Genomic DNA, 19,903 nt, shown 5'->3' with positions numbered 1-19,903 from the left:
GAGACTGTAACTAATTTTGTGTAACTGCCTATCTCAACATACTCTATTGAGAGTTAAGGATAGGCAGATGCAAATGAACAAGAAAGAGCTTGAAGCTTTCGCAATGGAAGCGGCCAAAGGGATTAAAACACCTGAGGACTTGAACGAATTTAGTCAGATGTTGAAGAAGATCACCGTTGAAGCGGCACTAAACGCAGAGATGGATGAGCATCTTGGCTACGGAAAACATCAACAGTCCACGTCGACCAATACCCGCAACGGCAAAAGCAGTAAACGGGTCAAAACCGAAGATGGCGAGTTTAAACTCGATACGCCTCGCGACCGTGAAGGCTCCTTTGAACCCAAACTTGTCAAAAAGCACCAAACCCGTTTCACTTCCATGGACGAGAAAATCCTCTGGCTGTACTCACAGGGCATGAGCACCCGTGACATCGTCAATGCCTTTGAGGAGTGGTATGGCGCTGAGATATCGCCCACGCTCGTTTCTCGTGTCACCAATGCAGTTATTGAGCAGGTGATTGAATGGCAGTCACGTCCTCTAGATGCCGTTTACCCGATTGTTTACCTGGACTGCATCGTCGTGAAGATTCGCCAAGATAAGCGGGTCATCAACAAGTCCATCTTTCTGGCTCTGGGTATCAACACTGAAGGTCACAAGGAACTGATGGGCATGTGGATTGCCGAGAATGAAGGCGCTAAGTTCTGGTTAAACGTGTTGACGGAGCTTCAGCAGCGTGGCGTCGAAGATATTCTTATCGCCTGCGTGGATGGTCTGAAAGGCTTCCCTGATGCTATTAACACCGTTTTCCCTCAGACCCACATCCAGCTGTGTATCGTGCATATAGTGCGCAACTCACTAAAGTATGTATCGTGGAAAGACTACAAGGCTGTAACAGCAGATTTAAAGCGGGTGTACCGCTCAGCCACTGAAGACGAAGCCTTGCTTGAACTGGAACGCTTCAGTGAAATCTGGGACGGCCAGTACCCACAAATTGCTAAATCATGGCGCAATCACTGGCAAAACCTTAATACGCTGTTCAGTTACCCTGAGGATATCCGCAAAGCGATTTACACCACCAACGCCATTGAGTCGCTCAACAGCGTTATCAGAAAGGCTATTAAAAAGCGGAAAATCTTCCCAAGTGATGATTCAGCTAAGAAGATGATTTACTTAGCGATTAAAGATGCCAGCAAAAAATGGACAATGCCCATTCAGAACTGGCGTCAGGCTATGAGTCGTTTTATTATCGAGTTCGAGGAACGCCTCGAAAAGCATATTAACTAAATGGCAGTTACACAGAATCTGTTACAGGCTCTTCATGTACGGACTGTTCTTGTATCCGAACAGTTCGATTTCTTCTTCGTAATATTGTGATATGAAACGCGTTACGCTTGCAGACATCTCTATCGTTTTAGAAGTGCTTCCTTTGATTTTATGCGGCAACGCTGTACTCTTTATACCAAGCTTTTGAGCTATGACCACAAAATCTTCAGTTAAACTTTCGAACTTCCCTACATAGTCAATATCATTCAAATTACCGTTATAATTTTTCAACCAGTATGTTTGCGGCCTTAAATAGCCAGTACCTGCATACTCCTTCATAAAATCGTCAAAGCTAATCGTCGCCGGCACCCTATAGTTTTTCTGGTGGATTTCATCTCTAATAACATTCTTGTACCAGGAAAAGCAACGCTCCCACGGGTTTCTCACGAATGTAAAAAAGAAATAGTCATTATATTGCTTTGATGTCAGTGTTAATGCATTTTTAGGGTTTTTATGCTGTCTAAAGCCATGTCGCACACCGCGTATGAAGTCTTTCGCATTATCCGGGTCAAACAATATTTTTGAATAAGGCGGTTTAGGATCCATCATTCTCACCGAACGGTGGTCTTGGCCCTGTCGCCCTTCAAAGTCGTCGAAATGTCCTAGCACGTGTTCAATACTCGTACCGGCGCACTTGGGGATGTGAACAAACACACACTTGTGCTCATGGGATATCATAGAGGGGCCTTCTTATTTTTTACTATGCACACATAGCATTCTAACTAATCAAAAAGTTCTATTATGGATGAGATTAGCGCTCATAAAGCGAACTAGCTCACCGGGTTCAAATGAGGAGTGCTTTTATAATTATTATCTTCCGCCGTCTCTTCTTCACCGTAAAGCTTAATTGCTATGGGAGAGAAGGCTAAGAGGCAAAACAGAAACATGTCAAAGTTATTGTAGTTAAGAAAAACATAACCCACATAATTTGCCAGATACTGCAGCAACGCTATTACCACAATAGCCGTTCCCACAGAGTTTCCCTTGTTATAAAGTGAAAACGCCTGAACTAAAACCACCAGCATTAAAAAACACAATAAACAAAGGCCGATAAATCCGCCGTTAAGCAACATTTCATAATACCCGCTGTGCGCGTTGCCTATAAATCCCCATCGCTCAACGAAATCATTAACAGCCGTACTAGCCCAGAATGCACCAAATCCATAACCATAAACAGGCTTTTCAGCGATTTCTATACTGAGGAGCTCCCAGATAATGGTGCGGTTGGTCAGATTGGCATCTCGACCAAAAAGCTCAAGCACATAGGGATAAAGCCAGCTGGCCAGAAGTGCACCAGTGCCCAGTATCAAGCAGAATATTACAGAATGCTTTAGATTTTTTTTTGGCTCGCTGCTCTGCATATTCTTTAATAAAAAAACAATACCGAGCCCTCCAAGCAATAAAATAGCGGCAGATGCTGATTTAGCAAAAATCAGGCAGCCACCTAAAATAGCTAGCTTGCAAAGGTATACTTTTGTCACTCTTTGGTTCAGAGAGACCAGTATTATAAATGCATAGGCATATGCTCGCGCACCAGCATTCTTATCGAAAAACATGCCGACAAAGGAGAGCCCACGGTCTGAGAAATATGCAGTCGCCATAGTCGGATTGACCACAAATAGGACCAGACCGATACATGCAGCTAATACGATAGCGTCTGCAATTAAAATTAGTAACGTGGAAGGCTGGAAATACAAACAAAGCGCTAAGCATGTGAATATAACTGTCAACAGTCCTATTATTCGTCGCATAGAGATAGTTGGTTCTACAGACCAACTTATGGAAAATGCCAAGTACCCAATCAAAAGCATCCATGCAAGATTCTCTTTTAATATAAAAAAAAGACGGTACTTGCCTAGTCGGACAACTAGTACCCCTGAGATGCCGAATAATATTAGACCTATGACTTGCTTTATTGAACTTCCGGATGCATTCGACTCCATCAACTCCGTCCCGTGAGATAAACTCCCCGATTCCACTAATCTAAGCGCGAAAAATAAAAAGCCACAGTAATATGCAATTGAAGTCAGTAACACAATTTTTAACAGGCTACCGTATGTCAGTTTCATTATTGCTTCCCTGGCAAAATCAGTTTCAGATATTCAGCGGCTGAGTTTTCGGAACTAAATCGGGATACACTCTGTATGATTTGCTGCCTTTTTGTCGCTTTATCAACGCTGCTGTTTAACTCTGACTCTATCGCACTGGCCAGAGCATTAATATTCTTGTATTCCACCAGTGGCGCTACTTTGCCGCCGTCAAGAATTTCTCTGGGACCGTGTGGGCAGTCAAAAGCAACTACAGGTGTACCTACTGACATTGCTTCCACCAGACCGTTCGGGCTACCCTCGAAACGCGAAGACAAAACAAACAGATCGGCAGCCTGCACTTCCGCGATAGGGTTTTCGGTATAGCCCGGCATATCCACTCTGTCGGCTATATTCAGAAGCTTTGCTTGATTGGCTAAATCGTCGCGCAGTTCACCTTCGCCAAAAATAACAAGCCTGACATCGCTATTATCAGCGGCCTGCTTTAAGGCAGGCAATAACATATCATAACCTTTCTGGTGGGATAAACGGCCCACAGAAACAATGACCTTTTTACCCTCTTTATTCAGTAACCAAGGATGGCTCGGTAATGCCATTGCCGCATTTCGGGTTTCAACTGTTATTACAGGGTTAGAGGCAGAAGTAACGTCTTTTCTTCGCACACAAGAACAGGCTACAAGATCGTCAGCAACGCCATTAGATACCGCAATAACCGGCTTTGGCAGCCAGCGGTAGATATAGGGGGCCAGCCAATAAGCCAGTTTTACTGTTGGATCGTTATTTAATTTTCGATCCAGAGAGAATGTATTGCGTTCGCTGGTCGATAGAATTCCGGTCATGCCCAGAGAAAGACAGGTTAATGCTGTGATAACGTTAACGTGGGTTAAAACCGAAAGTATGGCATCAGGCTGTCGGGCTTTTAAATAATGTCGTAATGGCTTGAATGCCCCTAAGGTACGTGGAGCCTTGAGTTCAACAACAGATAAACCCTCTGCAACATATTTAAAATTCACCCCCCCTTCCGTCAATAAGACAAGCTCTATGTCTATCCCATCGTTATAAAGTTGGTTCGCAAGTCGAACCATCATTTTTTCGGCGCCACCGCCCCTGAGGTCATGTAGAACTATAGAAACTTTAGACATATTCTGATTGTCGTGCTCGTATTAAAATCTGAAAAAAGGGGAATAGGAAGAGAAGGGATGGGTACCAGCGCTGCCAAGGATATTCAGCGCACTCATCCATCCAGTGCTTGGCAGGCACCACTGCAGTCCATTTGCAAGAAACAAAAGCCCCCTATACCGGGGGCTCCGATTTTACTTTTTACGCCAGACATTCCTGCTCGCAAAAGCACAAAGCCCTAAAGCTAATATAAACAGTGATGAGCTTTCACTCAACGCTACACTAGCTGTTGGCTCAGAAGACATAACAACCCTGACAAACTCACGCTCATCCTCTGATAATGGAGTAATGTCTGACCCAACTACTTTATAAGCATTAGCAACTTTAGCCCGAAGAAAGTCCCTGGATTTTAGACGCGCCATGACATCAGCAGACAGCTTATAGGAAGCAACAATATTTTCACTACCTGTAAGTCCCAAACTTGCAGTGTCAAAGTAATCGATATACTCAAAACCGTCGATCATGTTAAGTTGTTCACCGCTGGTGCCAACCCTAGCTGAACCATGAACATATTCAATACTCAGCGTTGCCGACTTTGCATTTAAACGACCATAATCACCCTTAAAAATAAAGGTAAGATAAGCATCTTTACCATCTTCAAATTGACTAAGATCCGTAAAATCAAATGAAAACCGTTGATTTGTTTCTGTAATGTCTGCTTCAACTGAATGCGCTATCAATGCGGCATTCGCAGAAAATGCAGACAATAAAAGCATTCCGGTTGCTAATATTAACTTCTTCATCACTACCCCAGTCTAATTATTTTTAATAAACGTTTTTGCCTACAAATCCTTTAACAAAGGTAAACAGGACTATTTTAAAATCGAGCCAGAGTGACCAGTTTCGGATATATTCCAAATCATACTGCACTCGCATTTGCATCTTTTCTACTGTATCTGTCTCGCCACGCCATCCGTTGACTTGAGCCCAACCCGTTATGCCTGGCTTAATTCTATGCCGCAACATGTAATACTTGACTGTTTTACGATAAATTTCATTATGTGCGACAGCGTGAGGTCTAGGCCCCACCACAGACATAGAGCCTTGCAATACATTGATAAATTGCGGGAGCTCGTCGAGAGAGGTCCGTCGTAAAAACGCACCAACTTTAGTTATTCTTGCATCTCCCTTGGTGGCCTGGGTTACTTTATCACCATCTTCGGTCACTGTCATCGAACGAAATTTCCACACCTTGATTTTTTTACCATCAACACCATAGCGATTCTGCTTAAAGATTATTGGGCCCTTGGATGTCAATTTCACAGCCGCCGCAATTATAAGCATAGGAATAGCTATTACCGTTAAGATGCACAATGCCAAAAATATATCTTCCGCACGTTTAATAGCAGTTGTCGCACCACGCATTGGCGTATCGAAAACGCTGATGGTTTGCAGATTACCCACATTACATAAACGAGAGTGAACCATGTTGTACATAAAGAAATTAGGAACGAAATGTACCTCTGCGTTAGTGTCGCCTAACCGATGTAATACTTGTTCAATGCGTTTATTCGCCGTCATAGGCAGAGTAATGAATACTTGATCAAATTCACCGTTCTGCACAGCCTCAACAGCATCATTGATATTACCTTCTACAGTCATACCGTCAGGAATTGCTAACCGATTTAATTCTCTATCGTCATAAACTCCACGTAAAAGAAAACCCGTTTGCGGATTACGTTTCAACTCGTTGGCGAGAGCGACGGCATTTTCATTCATACCAATGATTGCTACTGATCGACTGTTATAACCTTTGGCACGAACTTGATAGAGAAAAGCTCGCATTGCCATGCGCCATGCACACAAAAATAATGGCGCAACAAACAACCAGCTAACAACTGCTATACGGGAGTAGTCTTCTGAGGTTTTAGTCAAGAAGAGATAGATTAGAACGATCACCGCACTGACTACCCAACTTACTACGGTATAAAAGAGCAACTCTTTTGAAGTACCCGCACGCCAGGAACGATAAATCCAGAAAAGTTCGGCAGAAAGAAGATAAGTTGTGCTGCCGATCAGACCGAGTAGATGATAATGCACATCGATGGCAACACCGAAAACACTACAAGCGGCAAGCAGCGTTAACTGAATAATTAAGAAATCAACAAAACGATATACAACAGCGAATTGATTGATATTGTTTCTAACGAAACCGTTTCCCATGACTTACCATCCTTGAATAGTTAATGATTGATAATTGAAAGTGGGTTACTTTTGAAGTCTTGTTAGTGCACCGCTTCATCTCAAAAGCACTAACGCAATTTCAATACCAACTTTAAATTACCGATTGACCCTTGTACATTCCGTTGTAACTTTCTTACAGAAAATCGAGAAAATTCACTGACAAGTGAACTTTTCGGGAATTTTACCATAAGAATTTGATTAATCGAAAATATACATCATTAATTTTTACTAGAAGCATATTCCTGCTTTATCTTTCTTTTTGTAAAAAAAACTGACACTTTTACACTTCATGGTCAGACCATTTACATTAAGATCACAGCATTAAAAATTGCTTATTACATTATTTGCTCGGGATGCTTGCATATCGAAATCGCGCAAAATTAGCGCCTGTAACCCCACAAGCTATTACCATATAAAAACAATAACTTAGCTAACCTTGTATCAAATCAAAATTATTTTTGACTAGATCGTAATCAAAGTTAACGTGTAAATTATTGTGACAAAAAAGAGGATACACGTTTCGCTTTCGGTTTTGAGCATTAACTTTTATGCATGATGATGCGATGACATACCATCTCACAACACTGTTACAGAAATACTGACAATGGCGGGCAAATGAGAATCGAAGTAAATAAGGTTTTTCAGATACTTATTTCTATATTGGCTGTATGCTTTGGCTTGTTTTGTGTGCAGTCTTCACTAAATATATATGGTATCGATGTCACAAACTTTGAAATAGAGGCCAATAAAAGTGAGCTAGCACCGCTCCCGAATCACTTTTCACGTGTTTCTGGTGATGCGAACATGAATACGTCGGAGTACGTCCTTGATGCCTATAAAAAGCAACTTGATGAAACCATAAACAGGTTGAAATACAACCTGAATGCGTTATCCAATGGTGCGTCGAATAATAACCAAAATGGTGCAGAGCAAGATTTTGGTGCATTGACAAAAATCTATCAAATACAACCAACGGGTTACTTGGCTTTACCTCTCGAAGTGCTCAGAGCTGAAGTGAATGGTGTTCCCCCCTCATCCACTTTCAATACATTAAGAGCGCGACTTCCACTAGGGCTTCACGAAGAAGAAACGCAACGCTATGTTGGCCCTTACATAATTCATCACTGGAACGTGCTTCCAGAGGATATTCAATCGATGAGCTTGCCCATGATCCAAAGTGGTTTACGCCAGGCGCCAACCCGACAGGTGCTACTAGATGCAATGGCATCTTCAGGCAATGTCGCCCCTTTTATGTCGTTATCGCCGAACCGAAAGACATCTGAAGTAATGAAGTCGCTGCTACAAAATGCGGATATAGCCGAATGACGCTTAATCGCCTGCATACACCACTAATATTCTGTTTTTCCGTGCTTTTTATCGTGTTCCCTTGGCTGCATGGTCTTGATTTAGCGTGGGAGCAGCTGCTGTTTGCTGGGTGTACTTTGTTGCTTTTTGGTGTGAATATCGCAACTGTAAAAATAGGAAAAGCCCGACAGGTTAAATGGATTTCCCTCGCTTTTCTAGTGTGGCTAGTATGGTGTGCACTTTATCTGTTAAAGCTGCCTGCTTCTATTCTGGAGTTAATTTCACCGAAAACCCTGTATTGGTATAACCTCGGGAAGGCATCAGACTATTACTTGTCGGTTTATCGCCAGGCCTCGCTGATTGAATGGTTTAAATTCCTCACAATTCCGGTTCTTTTCTGGACTATTTGGTTACTGGTGAGATCTCGACGTGCGCTTTACATTATTGCTAATGCCATTGTCGCAGGCTGCACTATCACGGCTATTTATTCTCTTATCAATTTTGCAAGTGATGGCGCATACGAAGTTGTCGGCAGTATTCCACCGTGGGATTTAGCCTGGAAAGATGGTATTCGCGGCACTTTTAGCTATAAGAATCAGTATGCTATGTATCTCGCCCTCTGTATGGCGTTGGCTGCGGGTTTGTTAGCGCAAAATATTGTCAGTAGAGGTAATCGTAAATACTCAACGTTGCTAACCATACAGTTACTGCTTTTAGCGGTAACGCTCATTAATACGAGTAGTCGCGGTGCCATAGTTTCGTTAGTAGGCGGGGCGGGAATTACATTTCTGTTGTTTATTTACAGAAATCGGGCATACGTGAAGCGTTTTCTTACCGCTAAATTGCTTGTCTCTGTTTTAGCCCTTTTTGTTGTTATGGGTTTTGCTTTCTCTCAGTCATCCGTTTACGACCGATTTGCCAACCAGCAGCTCGAGGATAACGGTCGCACTTATTTACGGCAGACAGCGATGGGAGTGATTAGCGATCATCCATTAACCGGTTCAGGCCCTGGCACCTATCCTTTTATCCAGCACGTGTACAAGCCAATGGAACTAGGGATCTCTAAGATGTCGAAGCGGGCGCACAACGATTACCTGGAAACTTTAGCGAGTACGGGCATCATCGGCTTCACGTTGTTGGCTTTGCCTTTGGGATTGTTATTGCTGGCGACTTTCCGTAACAGGAATAATGAATCAGACGGTGTATTAATAGGGATACGAGTAGCGATATTAACGTTTTTAATTCAGTCATCTTTCGATACCAACACGGGTATTTTCTTTTTACCCGTATTGTTTATTACTGTGTTGTCGCTTGGTTTTATTATCAATTTCAGAAATCCAGATTCCACTAAACACGTCTAATTTAAGCGTCTTCACTGGTAATTCTGCTTTTTGTTCAGCGAGATTCCTTCGCTTAACAGAGAATCTGACTAAGCACCGTTTTAAACATAAAAAAAGCGTGCTTCGAAAAGCACGCTTTCAATTTTAATATCTTCACACAGCTAAGCGCCCTCTTTTAAGAGCGCTCGGCATTTACTCTACAGTAGTTCTGAACGAGAACGATGCTGTAAAGGTTTCGCCGGTTTCTTCAACCGTGAACGTGTAAGTTGGTGTAGTCACTTCGCCGTTCGTTAACGGTGAGCTTAACGAGAACGTAACTTCTGTACCCGCTTCAATCACCTGACCGTCTTCAAGGCCATCGAAGAATGGCACTACTACATCCATTTGATCGTACGCAGTTACATCTACAATAGTGTAGTCTTCGCCAATAGCCTGCAGTCGATAAGTACGAATAGCGTACGACTCTGGCGTTGGGTCTTCACTGATAACCACTTCAATATTACCGCCCACAGTACTGGTTAGCGCCAGTGGGAAGTAGTTATCTGTAGAACCACTCTTACGGAAGAACAGCAGCTCTGGCGTGATAGCGTCGATGCTTACCGTATCGGCGGCGCTGTCTACGGTGCCGTCATTCACTACCAGTGAAGCGGTGTAATCACCTTCAACATCTGCAACAAAGGTAGGTGCAGCTGCGGTGTCATCACTCAGTACAGCAGTACTGCCTGAAGGCACAGTAAGTGTCCACTGGCTGGTGAGGGTGTCATCATCGGCATCAGTACTGTTATTGACTAACTGAACAGTGTCGCCAATCAGCACGCTTTGGTCGGTACCTGCGTCTGCAACTGGCGCGGTATTACCTACTACACCCGTGATGGTTACGGTATCAGCTTCACTGTCGTCAGTGCCGTCGTTAACTACCAACGTAACCACGTATTCACCGGCTACATCTGGTGTGAACGTTGGCATTACTGAGTCAGCATCAGTCAGTGCTGCAGAGCTACCGTCTGGAGTGGTAGTTAGTGACCATGAATAAGTAATTTCATCGCCGTCTACGTCGTCACTGTCAGAACCATCAAGGGTAACCAGTTCTGAAAGCGGTGCTTCTTGATCCACACCGGCTTCAGCCGTTGGCGCAGTGTTAACAAACTCAGCAGAAATCACTACTTCTGTTGCAGTGCTTGATGTAGTGCCATCGTTTACCACGAGTTCAAGGGTGTAATCACCCACAACATCCGGGGTAAAGGTAACGGATTCTGTTGTAGCACTGCTTAGTGCCGCTGAACTGTTCGTTGGCGCAGAGGTAATTTCCCATGCATAGGTAAGCGCGTCGCCGTCGGCATCTGAACTGGCAGAACCTGAAACGGTAACTTCTTCACCCAGCGCTACCGTTTGAGCTGAACCTGCGTTTGCTACCGGCGCAGTGTTCGCAGGAGGAACGTTGCCTTCAACCGATGAGCTTGAGCCGCCACCACAGCCGGTTAATCCTATTACCACTGCGGTCGCAAGAATACTTAACTTAGCGTGTCCCATTAGATCTCCTTATGGGTAAATACTTGTTGTGAGTGTTGCCGGTACACCAGCATATTGTATGCAGGGCATAACGTGCAATTTTTTTAACCGATTTCTGTACGTATTAAACCCTGAATTGTATTAGTTCTCTACAAAGATTTATTATCTTAACTAATACTTTATTATTAGCAGGAAGAGTTATTTCGGGAAATCAAAGAGATAAGAAAGTGGAGATTCTGCAAACAGAATAAAATAGTGGGAGCTGGCCATAAGCCGGGTTCTGTCGTGGGCAATCATTCCTCTAGGCCTGCAATTACTCACAGGCTCAAGCAACCTACCCGCCTTCCGTGCGGGCCGCACGTATAGAAGGCCTATTTGGTCTTGCTCCGGGTGGAGTTTACCGTGCCACAAACTGTTACCAGTTGCGCGGTGCGCTCTTACCGCACCCTTTCACCCTTACCGGCGCTAAAAGCGCTTAGGCGGTTTACTCTCTGCTGCACTGGTCGTCGGCTCGCGCCGCCCAGACGTTATCTGGCACCCTGCCCTGTGGAGCCCGGACTTTCCTCCCCTTTCTTGCGAAAGCAGCGATTGCCAGGCCAGCTCCGGCGCGCATTCTAGCAGCGAACGTTATCGGATGCGACAATTAACGGCGATGACTGGCTTTTATTACCAGTAAGGCTAAGCAGGCGAAGCACACGGCAGAGAAAATCCAGCTTATATTGACGATAAGTGCGCCTCCGCGCCAGGCGTTGGCTCCGAACAGCGCGGCGTGCGTTACCACCAGCGCTAAGGCCAGAATAAAGCTTAATACCAGAAACAGCCATTTGCTGCGTGGGTGATCTTTAAAGCGCCAGCTGATAAATAAGGTAAACACCAGCCCGCCCCAGAACAGCCAGATTGATGAGAACCCAGTGATGAGGTCGATAAGTGCGCAGGTGATAATCACCAATGGCGTTCCCCACACAACGCCAGTCCATAGATGGTTGATGTAATCACTGCCACTGCGCTTCGCCAACCACATATTCACGCCAGTTACCGAAATAACACACAGCGCTATACCTAAGAATACATAGAACAGCTGAACCACAAGCGGCCCGAAATGCCCGAAGTGCAACCGGAACACAGAGAACACCGCCTGACGCCCAGGCTCACCGTCGCTGAAGCCCACATTGCTTAAGTAATTGCCCTGATTATCGAAGCGGTATTGTTCAGCGTAAATCAATCGTTCTGGCAGTGTAGCGCCAATCAGCATGTACTGACTGGGTGTGCCGAACTTTTCCAGTGCGATATAAAAAGGCTTTGCATTTGGTGCTACTTGAGCAAGCTCAGCTATAGCTGCCGTTAAATTCGCAGGCGCTATTGGCTGGGCCAGTTCAGGTTCGGCTGCGTAAACGGCATCTTTAACAACGCCTTCATCGCCATTAAAGTAAACGGCAGCATAAAAGGTTGCGAGTAATCCGGCCAATCCAAAATACGCGCCGGTAACACCAAACATAAGGTGAAAAGGAGAAAGCCATACGCTTAACCGATTGTGGATATCGGTTTGCTGTTTGCTTTTACTGCCGTTAACCCGAAATGAAAACGCATCTTTTATTAGCCGGCGGTGGGCAAAGAAGCCGGATATGACAAGGGCGCACAGTGCCACACCAAACACACTCACCACAATCATGCCCCAGTTGTAAGGCAAGTGCAGATACACGTGAAGATTGGTAATGATGTCCATGAAGCCGTGTGAAACCTGTTCCCCCAGGCTGCCGTCCTGATTCACATAAAAGCTGCCGTTGCCCGAGGAAATTTTAGCCCGTGGGCTTTGCTCTGTGGGCAGCATGATAAATAAATGATTTGCAGGGGCTTGCTCGTTCGACAGCGCACTTTCATAGGCGTGTTGCAGCTTTTCAATGTCGATGCTGCTGTATTCTTCAGCCGCGGGTTGCTCCCAGCGTTCAATAAACGGGTTAAGCACCACTAAGGCACCGGATAAGCAAATGAGGTACATCAGCGCACCGGCGGCTAATCCTAGACAACTATGACTCAGCAGGGCTTTTTGCGAGGTGGTTTTAGATGGTAATAAACTCATAACCAGATCAGCCCCACGGTAGGAATAACAGCGAACAGGCCAAGCAATGCTGCCCCACGAAAGATATTGCGATAGCTGCAGGCAACAAAGGCAAGTGCACCCCACACGACTGGCACCGCAAGGTACACAAAAACGATGTGGTTGGTGGGATTCCCGAGGAATAACGCACTCACCCAGGTGGTTGATGCTGTTGCGGCGTAGCCAGCAAGCGGCACGGAGAGTAACGCGTAAGCGAGGTTTCTGAGCCAGACATGTCGGCCCACGGAAAGGTTTTTAAGCAGCTTTTGTTTATCTGCGCGAATATCTTTGTAGTTGGCGGTAGCCACAGCCACGGTTATCGCCAGCAGCCCTCCTACGGCAAAACCATACACAATGCCAAATTCAGCGCCGGCAAGTAACACCCAGCAATACACGCTCACCACAAAAGCGGTCCAGAAAAGCAGATTCTTTAGCGGACTTTTGCGGCGGGTCTTCCATTGTAGATACAGCCCGAAAACACTGACGAACGCCAGCAAACAGGCAAGACTGCTCCAGGGCACCTGAAAACCTTAAGAAATGGTAAGAGAAAGTAGCATGGTAATGAAAAACACCACGCAAGAGAACAAAAAACAGCGGGAAAAGACAGACTTGCCGATAATTCAGCAAGTCTGCACAGGAGAATAACGCTTAGTTTGGCGTAATCGCGTTGTGATAAACGTCTTGCACGTCGTCACAATCGTTCAGCATGTCCATGAATTTTTCAAACATAGGCATGTCTTCTTCACTGATTTCCACTTCGGTTTGTGGAATGAAGCTGATTTCTTCTGCATCCAGGGTAATGTCTGGGAAAGCTTCAGTGAGTGCGGTTTTTACGCTGTAGAATTCTGTGTGCGGTGCGTAAACAGTAACTTTACCGTCTTCACATTCCACTTCTGTTACGTCTACATCGGCTTCCATTAAAGCTTCCAGCACGGTGTCTTCGTCGTCACCGGCAAACTGGAAAATGGCCTGATGGTCGAACATGTGCGCTACGGCACCAGGTCCACCAATTTTCGCGTTAGTTTTGGTGAAGCAGTTACGTACGTCGGTAATGGTACGGTTATTATTGTCGGTCAAACAGTCAACAATAACCATACAGTTACCCGGGCCGAAACCTTCGTAACGTGCTGGTACGAAATCTTCACCAGCGCCGCCAGCGGCTTTGTCGATGGCTTTTTCAATTACGTGGCTTGGAACCTGATCTTTCTTGGCTTTTTCCATCAGACGCTTCAGCGACAAGTTGGTATCCGGATCCGGACCACCGTTCTTCGCGCACACGTAAATTTCTTTACCGTATTTAGAATAAACCTTAGTTTTAGCGCCAGCCGTTTTGGCCATGGCGTTCTTTCTTACTTCAAATGCTCTGCCCATCTTAGGTCTCTGTATCTTACTTTTACTTGACGATGCCCGCGGAAAAAATACAGGCACAGTTTAAAAATTGCTGTGCAGTTTACCGACTTTACCGGTGAGTTAACAGTTTTGCGTGACTTCTCGGCTTACGAGGTTGCGAGCGCTTTTTTGCCGGGACGCTTATCGCAAATGAAACACGGCGTAAACCCATCCATGGGGCCTCGGCTGCCGCTTCCCTGCGGCAGACGGTTTCATTTGCGATAAGCTTACCCGTCAGCAGCGCTCACCCCACCAACTCACGGCAAGTGTTCTCGCGCCAGGTATTCTCTCGACTGCATTTCTTTTAGGCGGCTCAGACAGCGGCGAAATTCAAAACTTAAACGTCCATCGGTGTACAATTCTTCTAGCGGTACTTCGGCTGTCATGATGAGTTTTACATGACGCTCGTAGAATTCATCCACCATGGCAATAAAGCGTCGCGCGGTGTCGTCGTTCTTTTCACCCATCTGCTTCACGTTTGCCAACAGAATAGAATGATAGCAGCGGCTCAGCTCAATGTAGTCACTTTGGCTGCGGGGGCCTTCGCATAAGGCTGCAAATTCAATAGAAAGTACACCTTCGGCACTTTTGCGCGTGGGAATTTTGCGGTTATTGATTTCAATGTCTTCGCCGCTTTTACGATTTTCGGGAGCCAACTGGTCGAAATACATGTGCAGGTGTTTGTCGCCGTCTTCATCTAACGGCGAATGAAAAATTTCTGCTTGCTCAAGGGTACGTAAGCGATAATCAATGCCGCTATCTACGTTAATCACTTCAGTGTATTTATTGATTAACGCAATGGCCGGTAAGAATCGGGCACGCTGCAAACCGTTTTTGTACAGTTCGTCTGGCACAATGTTCGATGTGGCTACCAACGTGATACCGCGGGCGAATAGCTCTTCCATCAGCGTACCTAATATCATCGCGTCGGTAATATCAGATACAAAGAACTCATCAAAACAAATGACCCTCGCTTCATCGGCCAAACGATCTGCCACGATTTTCAGTGGGTCGGAGTGGTTATCTAGTGTTTTAAGTTCGGCGTGCACGCGGTGCATGAATCGGTGGAAATGCACCCGGGATTTTTTGTCAAACGGCAAACAATCAAAAAACGTGTCTACCAGATAGGTTTTACCCCGCCCTACTCCGCCATAGAAATAAATGCCTTTTACTGGCTCTTTCGCTGCGGGCTTGCCAAACAGCTTTTTCAGGCTGGCACCTAAACCGCCACTTTGCGCTTTCTGTGCGGTAAGGTCGTCGTATAAACGCTGCAATGCTTTAACCGCATTTTCCTGTGCAGGATCGTGTTTAAACGTGGGCAACTGCAGGTCTTGCTGATATTTTTCCCAGGGCGTCATCGCCGAAACTACTCCCGATACAAGATAAATTGAAGGTCCGCTGCACCGACCTCCTTGAAAAATCAGATTCCGATCTTAAATTCCGAATAAATACAGGTAGAATCGCAGCGCTGTGTCTTATGCGAGGTGAAACTGGTCGACTACCAGCCGAGCACCGTATTACTTCAAATGAGTCACGATTATATAGCAATGCTGAAAGTCAGATAAGGTTTTACATCGCGGATAACCCACAAAAAGCTGAAAAAATCAGCGTTATGTCTGGGTTACAGAAAATTAAAAAGCTTTGAGTAAATACCTGAGGGCATTCACATTCAGAAATTGCTATAGTCTCATTGAGTATATGTATTACTGCGTCGCCACTTTTACCCGGCGCAGCGTTTTGGAGAAATGAATGGACGTTTTAATTCCCGTTGCTTTGTTGATTGTTGGTTTGATCATCGGCTTTTTCGTAGCCCGTTTTATGAGTTCCCGGGATGGTGCCTCAAACTCATCGAAGCAGGCAGAGCAGAACCTCAAGGAATTGATGTCGCAACAGGCTGTTCACCATATTCATCAAACCCGTCAGGCTATTGATTCAATTGAGAAGCAGTGCCAGGCACTGAAGCAGCAAGTGGCAGATTATGAAACCTTGCTGAACCAGGGTGATAATGAAGACGCGCCGAGTGTGCCTTTTTACGGTGAACAGGCTACGTCGTATTTACGTAATAACATTCAAGGCAGAGAAAAGACGAAACCCGTAACGGTTGCCGAAACTCAGCCACGGGATTTTGCGAATGTGGGTTCCGGCCTGTTTGTCGGTTCATCCGGTCGTTCTACCGCAGAAAAAGAGTAGAATTCGGAACTTTTACCCGTTCGTCTGAGTCTGTCAGTGAAAGTAAACATAATCGCATGAAACATGAGGAGTGTAAGCGAATATGAAGAAATCTCTACGCCAGATGTTGGTTGTCTCTAGTGTTGTCGCCAGTACTATGGGTATGTCTGCTAGCGCGAGTGCTGCGTTACCTTTCTTCGGCGATGATAAAAAACAGGAAATGCCTTCGCTGGCACCCATGCTTGAAGAAGCAATGCCAGCGGTGGTGAGCATTTCTGTTGAAGGCACACAAACTGCTACCCAGCGTGTGCCTGAAATGTTCCGCTATTTCTTCGGCGGTCCACAGGAACAAGTGCAGGAACGTCCCTTCCGCGGCTTAGGTTCCGGTGTCATCATTGATGCGGACAAAGGCTATGTGGTTACCAATAACCACGTGGTCGACAACGCCGACGAAATTACCGTTAAACTTAGCGATGGTCGCGAATTTAAAGCGAAGAAGCTGGGTTCTGACGAGCAAAGCGATATTGCACTGCTGAAAATTGAAGCAGACGACCTAGCCGCTCTGCCGGTATCAGATTCCGACTCCATGCGTGTAGGCGACTATGTGGTAGCTATTGGTAACCCCTTTGGCCTGTCGCAAACCGTCACCTCCGGTATTGTTTCTGCCATGGGCCGCTCTGGTCTGAATATTGGTGGTTATGAAGATTACATTCAAACCGACGCAGCGATTAACCGTGGTAACTCAGGTGGCGCATTGGTAAACCTGCGTGGTGAACTGGTTGGTATTAACACAGCTATCTTTGGCCCTAACGGCGGGAACGTGGGCATTGGCTTTGCTATTCCTAGCAACATGATGAAAAATCTGGTTGATCAGATTGCTGAATTTGGTGAAGTACGCCGTGGCCTGCTGGGTATTACCGGTAGCGACGTAGACGCCGGTATCGCTAAAGCGTTAGGCGTTAGCGCTAACCGTGGTGCCTTCGTACGAGAAGTCACGCCAGATTCTGCTGCTGAGAAAGGCGGCTTGAAAGCCCGTGATATCATTACCGAAGTGAATGGTCGTGCCCTGCACAGCTTCCGTGAAATGGCAGCGAAAATTGCCAGCATGGGCGCCGGTGCTGAAGTGGAATTAACCATTATTCGCGACGGTAAAGAGAAAACCGTAGACGTTGTGCTCGACGATGCTGCCGACAGCAAAGTAACCGCAGCCACCATTCACCCAGCACTTGAAGGTGCGACATTGGTGAACGGTAAAGACGAAAGCGGTAACGATGGCGTGAAAGTGGAAGAAATTACCCCTAACACACCCGCTGCCCGCATTGGTCTGCAACCCAACGACGTGATCGTTGGTGTTAACCGTCAGCGCGTAACCAAGGTAGTTGAGTTCCGCGATAAGCTCGACGATTCCGGTGACGACGTGCTGGTACTCGATATTAAACGAGGCAAAGCGTCGCTGGCGGTCATTATTCGCTAAGAAGATTCGCTAAGCAGCATTCGCTAGCCAGCAACACAGTAACTTCTAAAGGCCGGAAATTTTTCCGGCCTTTTTTTGTTAAATTCTCCGCCGCATTGGTATTAAAGGGTTAAAATGATATCCTTAACATTCTTCAAAATTCGCCTCGCAGGACGTTCCTGAGGCAACATGGAATAGACCGGCGTGGCAGGTAAGCAATTCATCGTATTCGTTATTAAATCTATTGTTCTCGGTATCGTTGTAGCGGCACTGATGCTTTTATTCATGCCCGCATTACGCAACGGTGCAGGATTCAGCGAATACCTGTTCTCTGCCAATAATGGCTTGCCTCCCCGTGAATCCCATTATTCAGCCATTAGCCGCTCTGCGCCTGCGGTAGTAAACATTTATAGTGTAAGCATCGAAAACGACACCGGGTTATTCCGTAATCGCGCCCGCGAACGTGCCAGCCTGGGTTCCGGTGTAATCATGACCGAAAGCGGTTACCTGCTTACCTGTAATCACGTGGTGGCTGATGCCGACAGTATTTTTGTTGCGGTTCAGGATGGCCGTGTGCTGGAAGCACAAATCGTAGGTACCGACGCCCTAACCGACTTGGCGGTGCTGAAAGTCGATGCCGACAACCTACACGTAATACCACAAACCGATGAATCAAATCTGCATGTGGGCGATGTGGTGATGGCCATTGGTAACCCCTTCGATTTAGGCCAGACCATTACCAACGGTATTGTGAGTCGTGCAGGACGAAATGGCTTATCGAACTATGTCGATTTTATTCAAACTGATGCAGTACTGAACCAGGGTAACTCTGGTGGCGCGTTGGTCGACAGCAACGGTACGCTAGTAGGTATTACCAATGCTAACTTCCAGGTACGCGATTCCCGTAATGGCGTGCGCAACGTAGACGGCATCAACTTCGCTGTGCCTTATGAACTGGCAAAACGGGTCATGGCCGATATTATCCAGAACGGTAAAGTGATTCGTGGTCAGTTGGGCTTTGTGGGGCAAGAAAATCGAGGTGCGCCGGGCATTACCGTAACGGCAGTGGCCACAGACTCACCGGCTGAAAGAGCGGGTTTACGTAAAAACGATGTGCTGTTGGCTATCGATGGCATTCAATTAAAAAGCGCATCGAAAACCCTGGATATGATTGCCGAAACTGTGCCGGGAACCACACTAGAACTGAATATTAGCCGCGATGGCGAGAACATTATGCTGTCAGCGGAAGTGGCTGAGTTAGGAGCGGCACCTTAAGCGCGCATTTCGTAACGATGACAAATTAGCAGACATAAAAAAAACCGGAGTTAACTCCGGTTTTTTATGTATTCACATTGGCTACCATCTTTGCAATGTATGCCTGCCTGTGCCGTATTGTCCGGTTTGGACTCTTTGGCCAGTGCATAAGGCGGCTCTCCGATAAAAACAATCGTTGCCACCATAAGACTGAACAGTACAGCAGGTATGGCATCTTTCGGATCTGTGCTCACCACACGCCGAAGTTGCTGACTAAGCGAAAAAGAAATACTCACGCGCGAACCCCAATAAAATCAATTCTATCCATTATTTTTGACACTTCCCTGAACCACATATCTTGTATTGTGTCGATACAAACAAATTGAAATGGATTCGTCAGGCCACTGTGTACGAGGTGTGTTCGGGTAGTATTGTCTACCTCTTTTACCGTTATACCAGTGCCTTTGGATCTTTTATTTTTATTTCCTTTCATCTTTGCTGAAGGTTCCCTGAAAGAAAACCACAACTCAGACTTTGGTATATGTACCATAATTGGTAAATAATTGACAGGCCGAGCCAGTAATTCATTAAAATTTAATGAATTTTGCGTACTGCACTTTTGTGGTGTGTACATGGTGCCCTCTGGCGTTCTGC

At 45.8% G+C, this 19,903-nt stretch carries 17 protein-coding genes and 1 other RNA gene; 6 read left to right on the top strand and 12 right to left on the bottom strand.

Annotated features, from left to right (window positions below; genetic code table 11):
- The first annotated feature begins 73 nt into the window (after positions 1–73).
- Complete coding sequence (locus tag BFC18_RS04185; protein ID WP_139138946.1) at positions 74–1,285, top strand: IS256 family transposase; 1,212 nt, start codon at positions 74–76, stop codon at positions 1,283–1,285.
- Between the two features lie 21 nt (positions 1,286–1,306).
- Here the strand turns inward: BFC18_RS04185 and BFC18_RS04180 are convergent, their stop codons facing one another.
- From BFC18_RS04180 to BFC18_RS04160, 5 genes are all read right to left on the bottom strand, one after another.
- Positions 1,307–2,002, bottom strand: coding sequence for a sulfotransferase family 2 domain-containing protein (locus BFC18_RS04180; RefSeq protein WP_070123934.1), 696 nt, complete (start codon positions 2,000–2,002; stop codon positions 1,307–1,309).
- A gap of 92 nt (positions 2,003–2,094) precedes the next feature.
- Complete coding sequence (locus tag BFC18_RS04175) at positions 2,095–3,393, bottom strand: O-antigen ligase family protein (protein ID WP_070123933.1); 1,299 nt, start codon at positions 3,391–3,393, stop codon at positions 2,095–2,097.
- The gene (locus BFC18_RS04170; protein WP_070123932.1) at positions 3,393–4,514 is read right to left on the bottom strand and encodes a glycosyltransferase; all 1,122 of its coding nucleotides are present in this window, start codon (positions 4,512–4,514) and stop codon (positions 3,393–3,395) included. Before BFC18_RS04170 ends, BFC18_RS04175 begins: the two co-directional genes overlap by 1 nt.
- Positions 4,515–4,685: 171 nt before the next feature.
- Positions 4,686–5,294, bottom strand: a complete 609-nt coding sequence (locus BFC18_RS04165; protein ID WP_070123931.1) for a hypothetical protein — start codon at positions 5,292–5,294, stop codon at positions 4,686–4,688.
- 22 nt (positions 5,295–5,316) lie between these two features.
- The gene (locus tag BFC18_RS04160) at positions 5,317–6,714 is read right to left on the bottom strand and encodes an undecaprenyl-phosphate glucose phosphotransferase (protein WP_070123930.1); all 1,398 of its coding nucleotides are present in this window, start codon (positions 6,712–6,714) and stop codon (positions 5,317–5,319) included.
- A 636-nt stretch (positions 6,715–7,350) separates the two neighbouring features.
- On the opposite strand from BFC18_RS04160, the gene BFC18_RS04155 reads away from it, so the two are divergent.
- On the top strand, positions 7,351–8,061 hold the full coding sequence (locus tag BFC18_RS04155; RefSeq protein WP_070123929.1) for a hypothetical protein: 711 nt from the start codon (positions 7,351–7,353) through the stop codon (positions 8,059–8,061).
- Positions 8,058–9,401, top strand: a complete 1,344-nt coding sequence (locus tag BFC18_RS04150; RefSeq protein WP_070123928.1) for an O-antigen ligase family protein — start codon at positions 8,058–8,060, stop codon at positions 9,399–9,401. Before BFC18_RS04155 ends, BFC18_RS04150 begins: the two co-directional genes overlap by 4 nt.
- 171 nt (positions 9,402–9,572) lie before the next feature.
- On the opposite strand, the gene BFC18_RS04145 is transcribed toward BFC18_RS04150, so the two are convergent.
- The 6 genes from BFC18_RS04145 to zapE form a co-directional block, all read right to left on the bottom strand.
- A complete protein-coding gene (locus BFC18_RS04145) occupies positions 9,573–10,910 on the bottom strand; it encodes a PKD domain-containing protein (RefSeq protein WP_070123927.1) in 1,338 nt (445 codons plus the stop codon).
- 233 nt (positions 10,911–11,143) lie between these two features.
- Positions 11,144–11,493: RNase P RNA component class A (gene rnpB, locus BFC18_RS04140), an RNA gene on the bottom strand.
- Positions 11,494–11,532: 39 nt separating this feature from the next.
- Positions 11,533–12,966 (bottom strand): PepSY-associated TM helix domain-containing protein, encoded by a 1,434-nt coding sequence (locus tag BFC18_RS04135; RefSeq protein WP_070123926.1) that lies wholly within the window; start codon positions 12,964–12,966, stop codon positions 11,533–11,535.
- Positions 12,963–13,505, bottom strand: coding sequence for a hypothetical protein (locus BFC18_RS04130; RefSeq protein WP_070123925.1), 543 nt, complete (start codon positions 13,503–13,505; stop codon positions 12,963–12,965). Before BFC18_RS04130 ends, BFC18_RS04135 begins: the two co-directional genes overlap by 4 nt.
- A gap of 127 nt (positions 13,506–13,632) precedes the next feature.
- The gene (locus BFC18_RS04125; RefSeq protein WP_070123924.1) at positions 13,633–14,355 is read right to left on the bottom strand and encodes a YebC/PmpR family DNA-binding transcriptional regulator; all 723 of its coding nucleotides are present in this window, start codon (positions 14,353–14,355) and stop codon (positions 13,633–13,635) included.
- 275 nt (positions 14,356–14,630) lie between these two features.
- Positions 14,631–15,731 (bottom strand): cell division protein ZapE, encoded by a 1,101-nt coding sequence (zapE, locus tag BFC18_RS04120; RefSeq protein WP_070123923.1) that lies wholly within the window; start codon positions 15,729–15,731, stop codon positions 14,631–14,633.
- A gap of 391 nt (positions 15,732–16,122) precedes the next feature.
- Here zapE and BFC18_RS04115 point away from each other — a divergent pair, with 391 nt between their 5' ends.
- The 3 genes from BFC18_RS04115 (at position 16,123) to BFC18_RS04105 (ending at position 19,270) form a co-directional block, all read left to right on the top strand.
- Positions 16,123–16,563: a ZapG family protein gene (locus tag BFC18_RS04115; RefSeq protein ID WP_070123922.1), complete on the top strand. Its 441-nt coding sequence runs from the start codon at positions 16,123–16,125 to the stop codon at positions 16,561–16,563.
- Positions 16,564–16,645: 82 nt separating this feature from the next.
- A complete protein-coding gene (locus BFC18_RS04110; RefSeq protein WP_070123921.1) occupies positions 16,646–18,016 on the top strand; it encodes a DegQ family serine endoprotease in 1,371 nt (456 codons plus the stop codon).
- Positions 18,017–18,268: 252 nt separating this feature from the next.
- Complete coding sequence (locus BFC18_RS04105) at positions 18,269–19,270, top strand: trypsin-like peptidase domain-containing protein (protein WP_425388350.1); 1,002 nt, start codon at positions 18,269–18,271, stop codon at positions 19,268–19,270.
- Positions 19,271–19,320: 50 nt separating this feature from the next.
- Here BFC18_RS04105 and BFC18_RS04100 read toward each other — a convergent pair whose 3' ends face one another.
- Positions 19,321–19,545: a hypothetical protein gene (locus tag BFC18_RS04100; protein WP_070123919.1), complete on the bottom strand. Its 225-nt coding sequence runs from the start codon at positions 19,543–19,545 to the stop codon at positions 19,321–19,323.
- Positions 19,546–19,903 lie beyond the last annotated feature (358 nt).

The organism is Alteromonas confluentis, assembly GCF_001757105.1.
Taxonomy (GTDB): Bacteria; Pseudomonadota; Gammaproteobacteria; order Enterobacterales; family Alteromonadaceae; genus Alteromonas; species Alteromonas confluentis.
The sequence above is the reverse complement of the archived record's forward strand: the minus strand, read 5'-3'. Positions and strand labels throughout refer to the sequence as shown.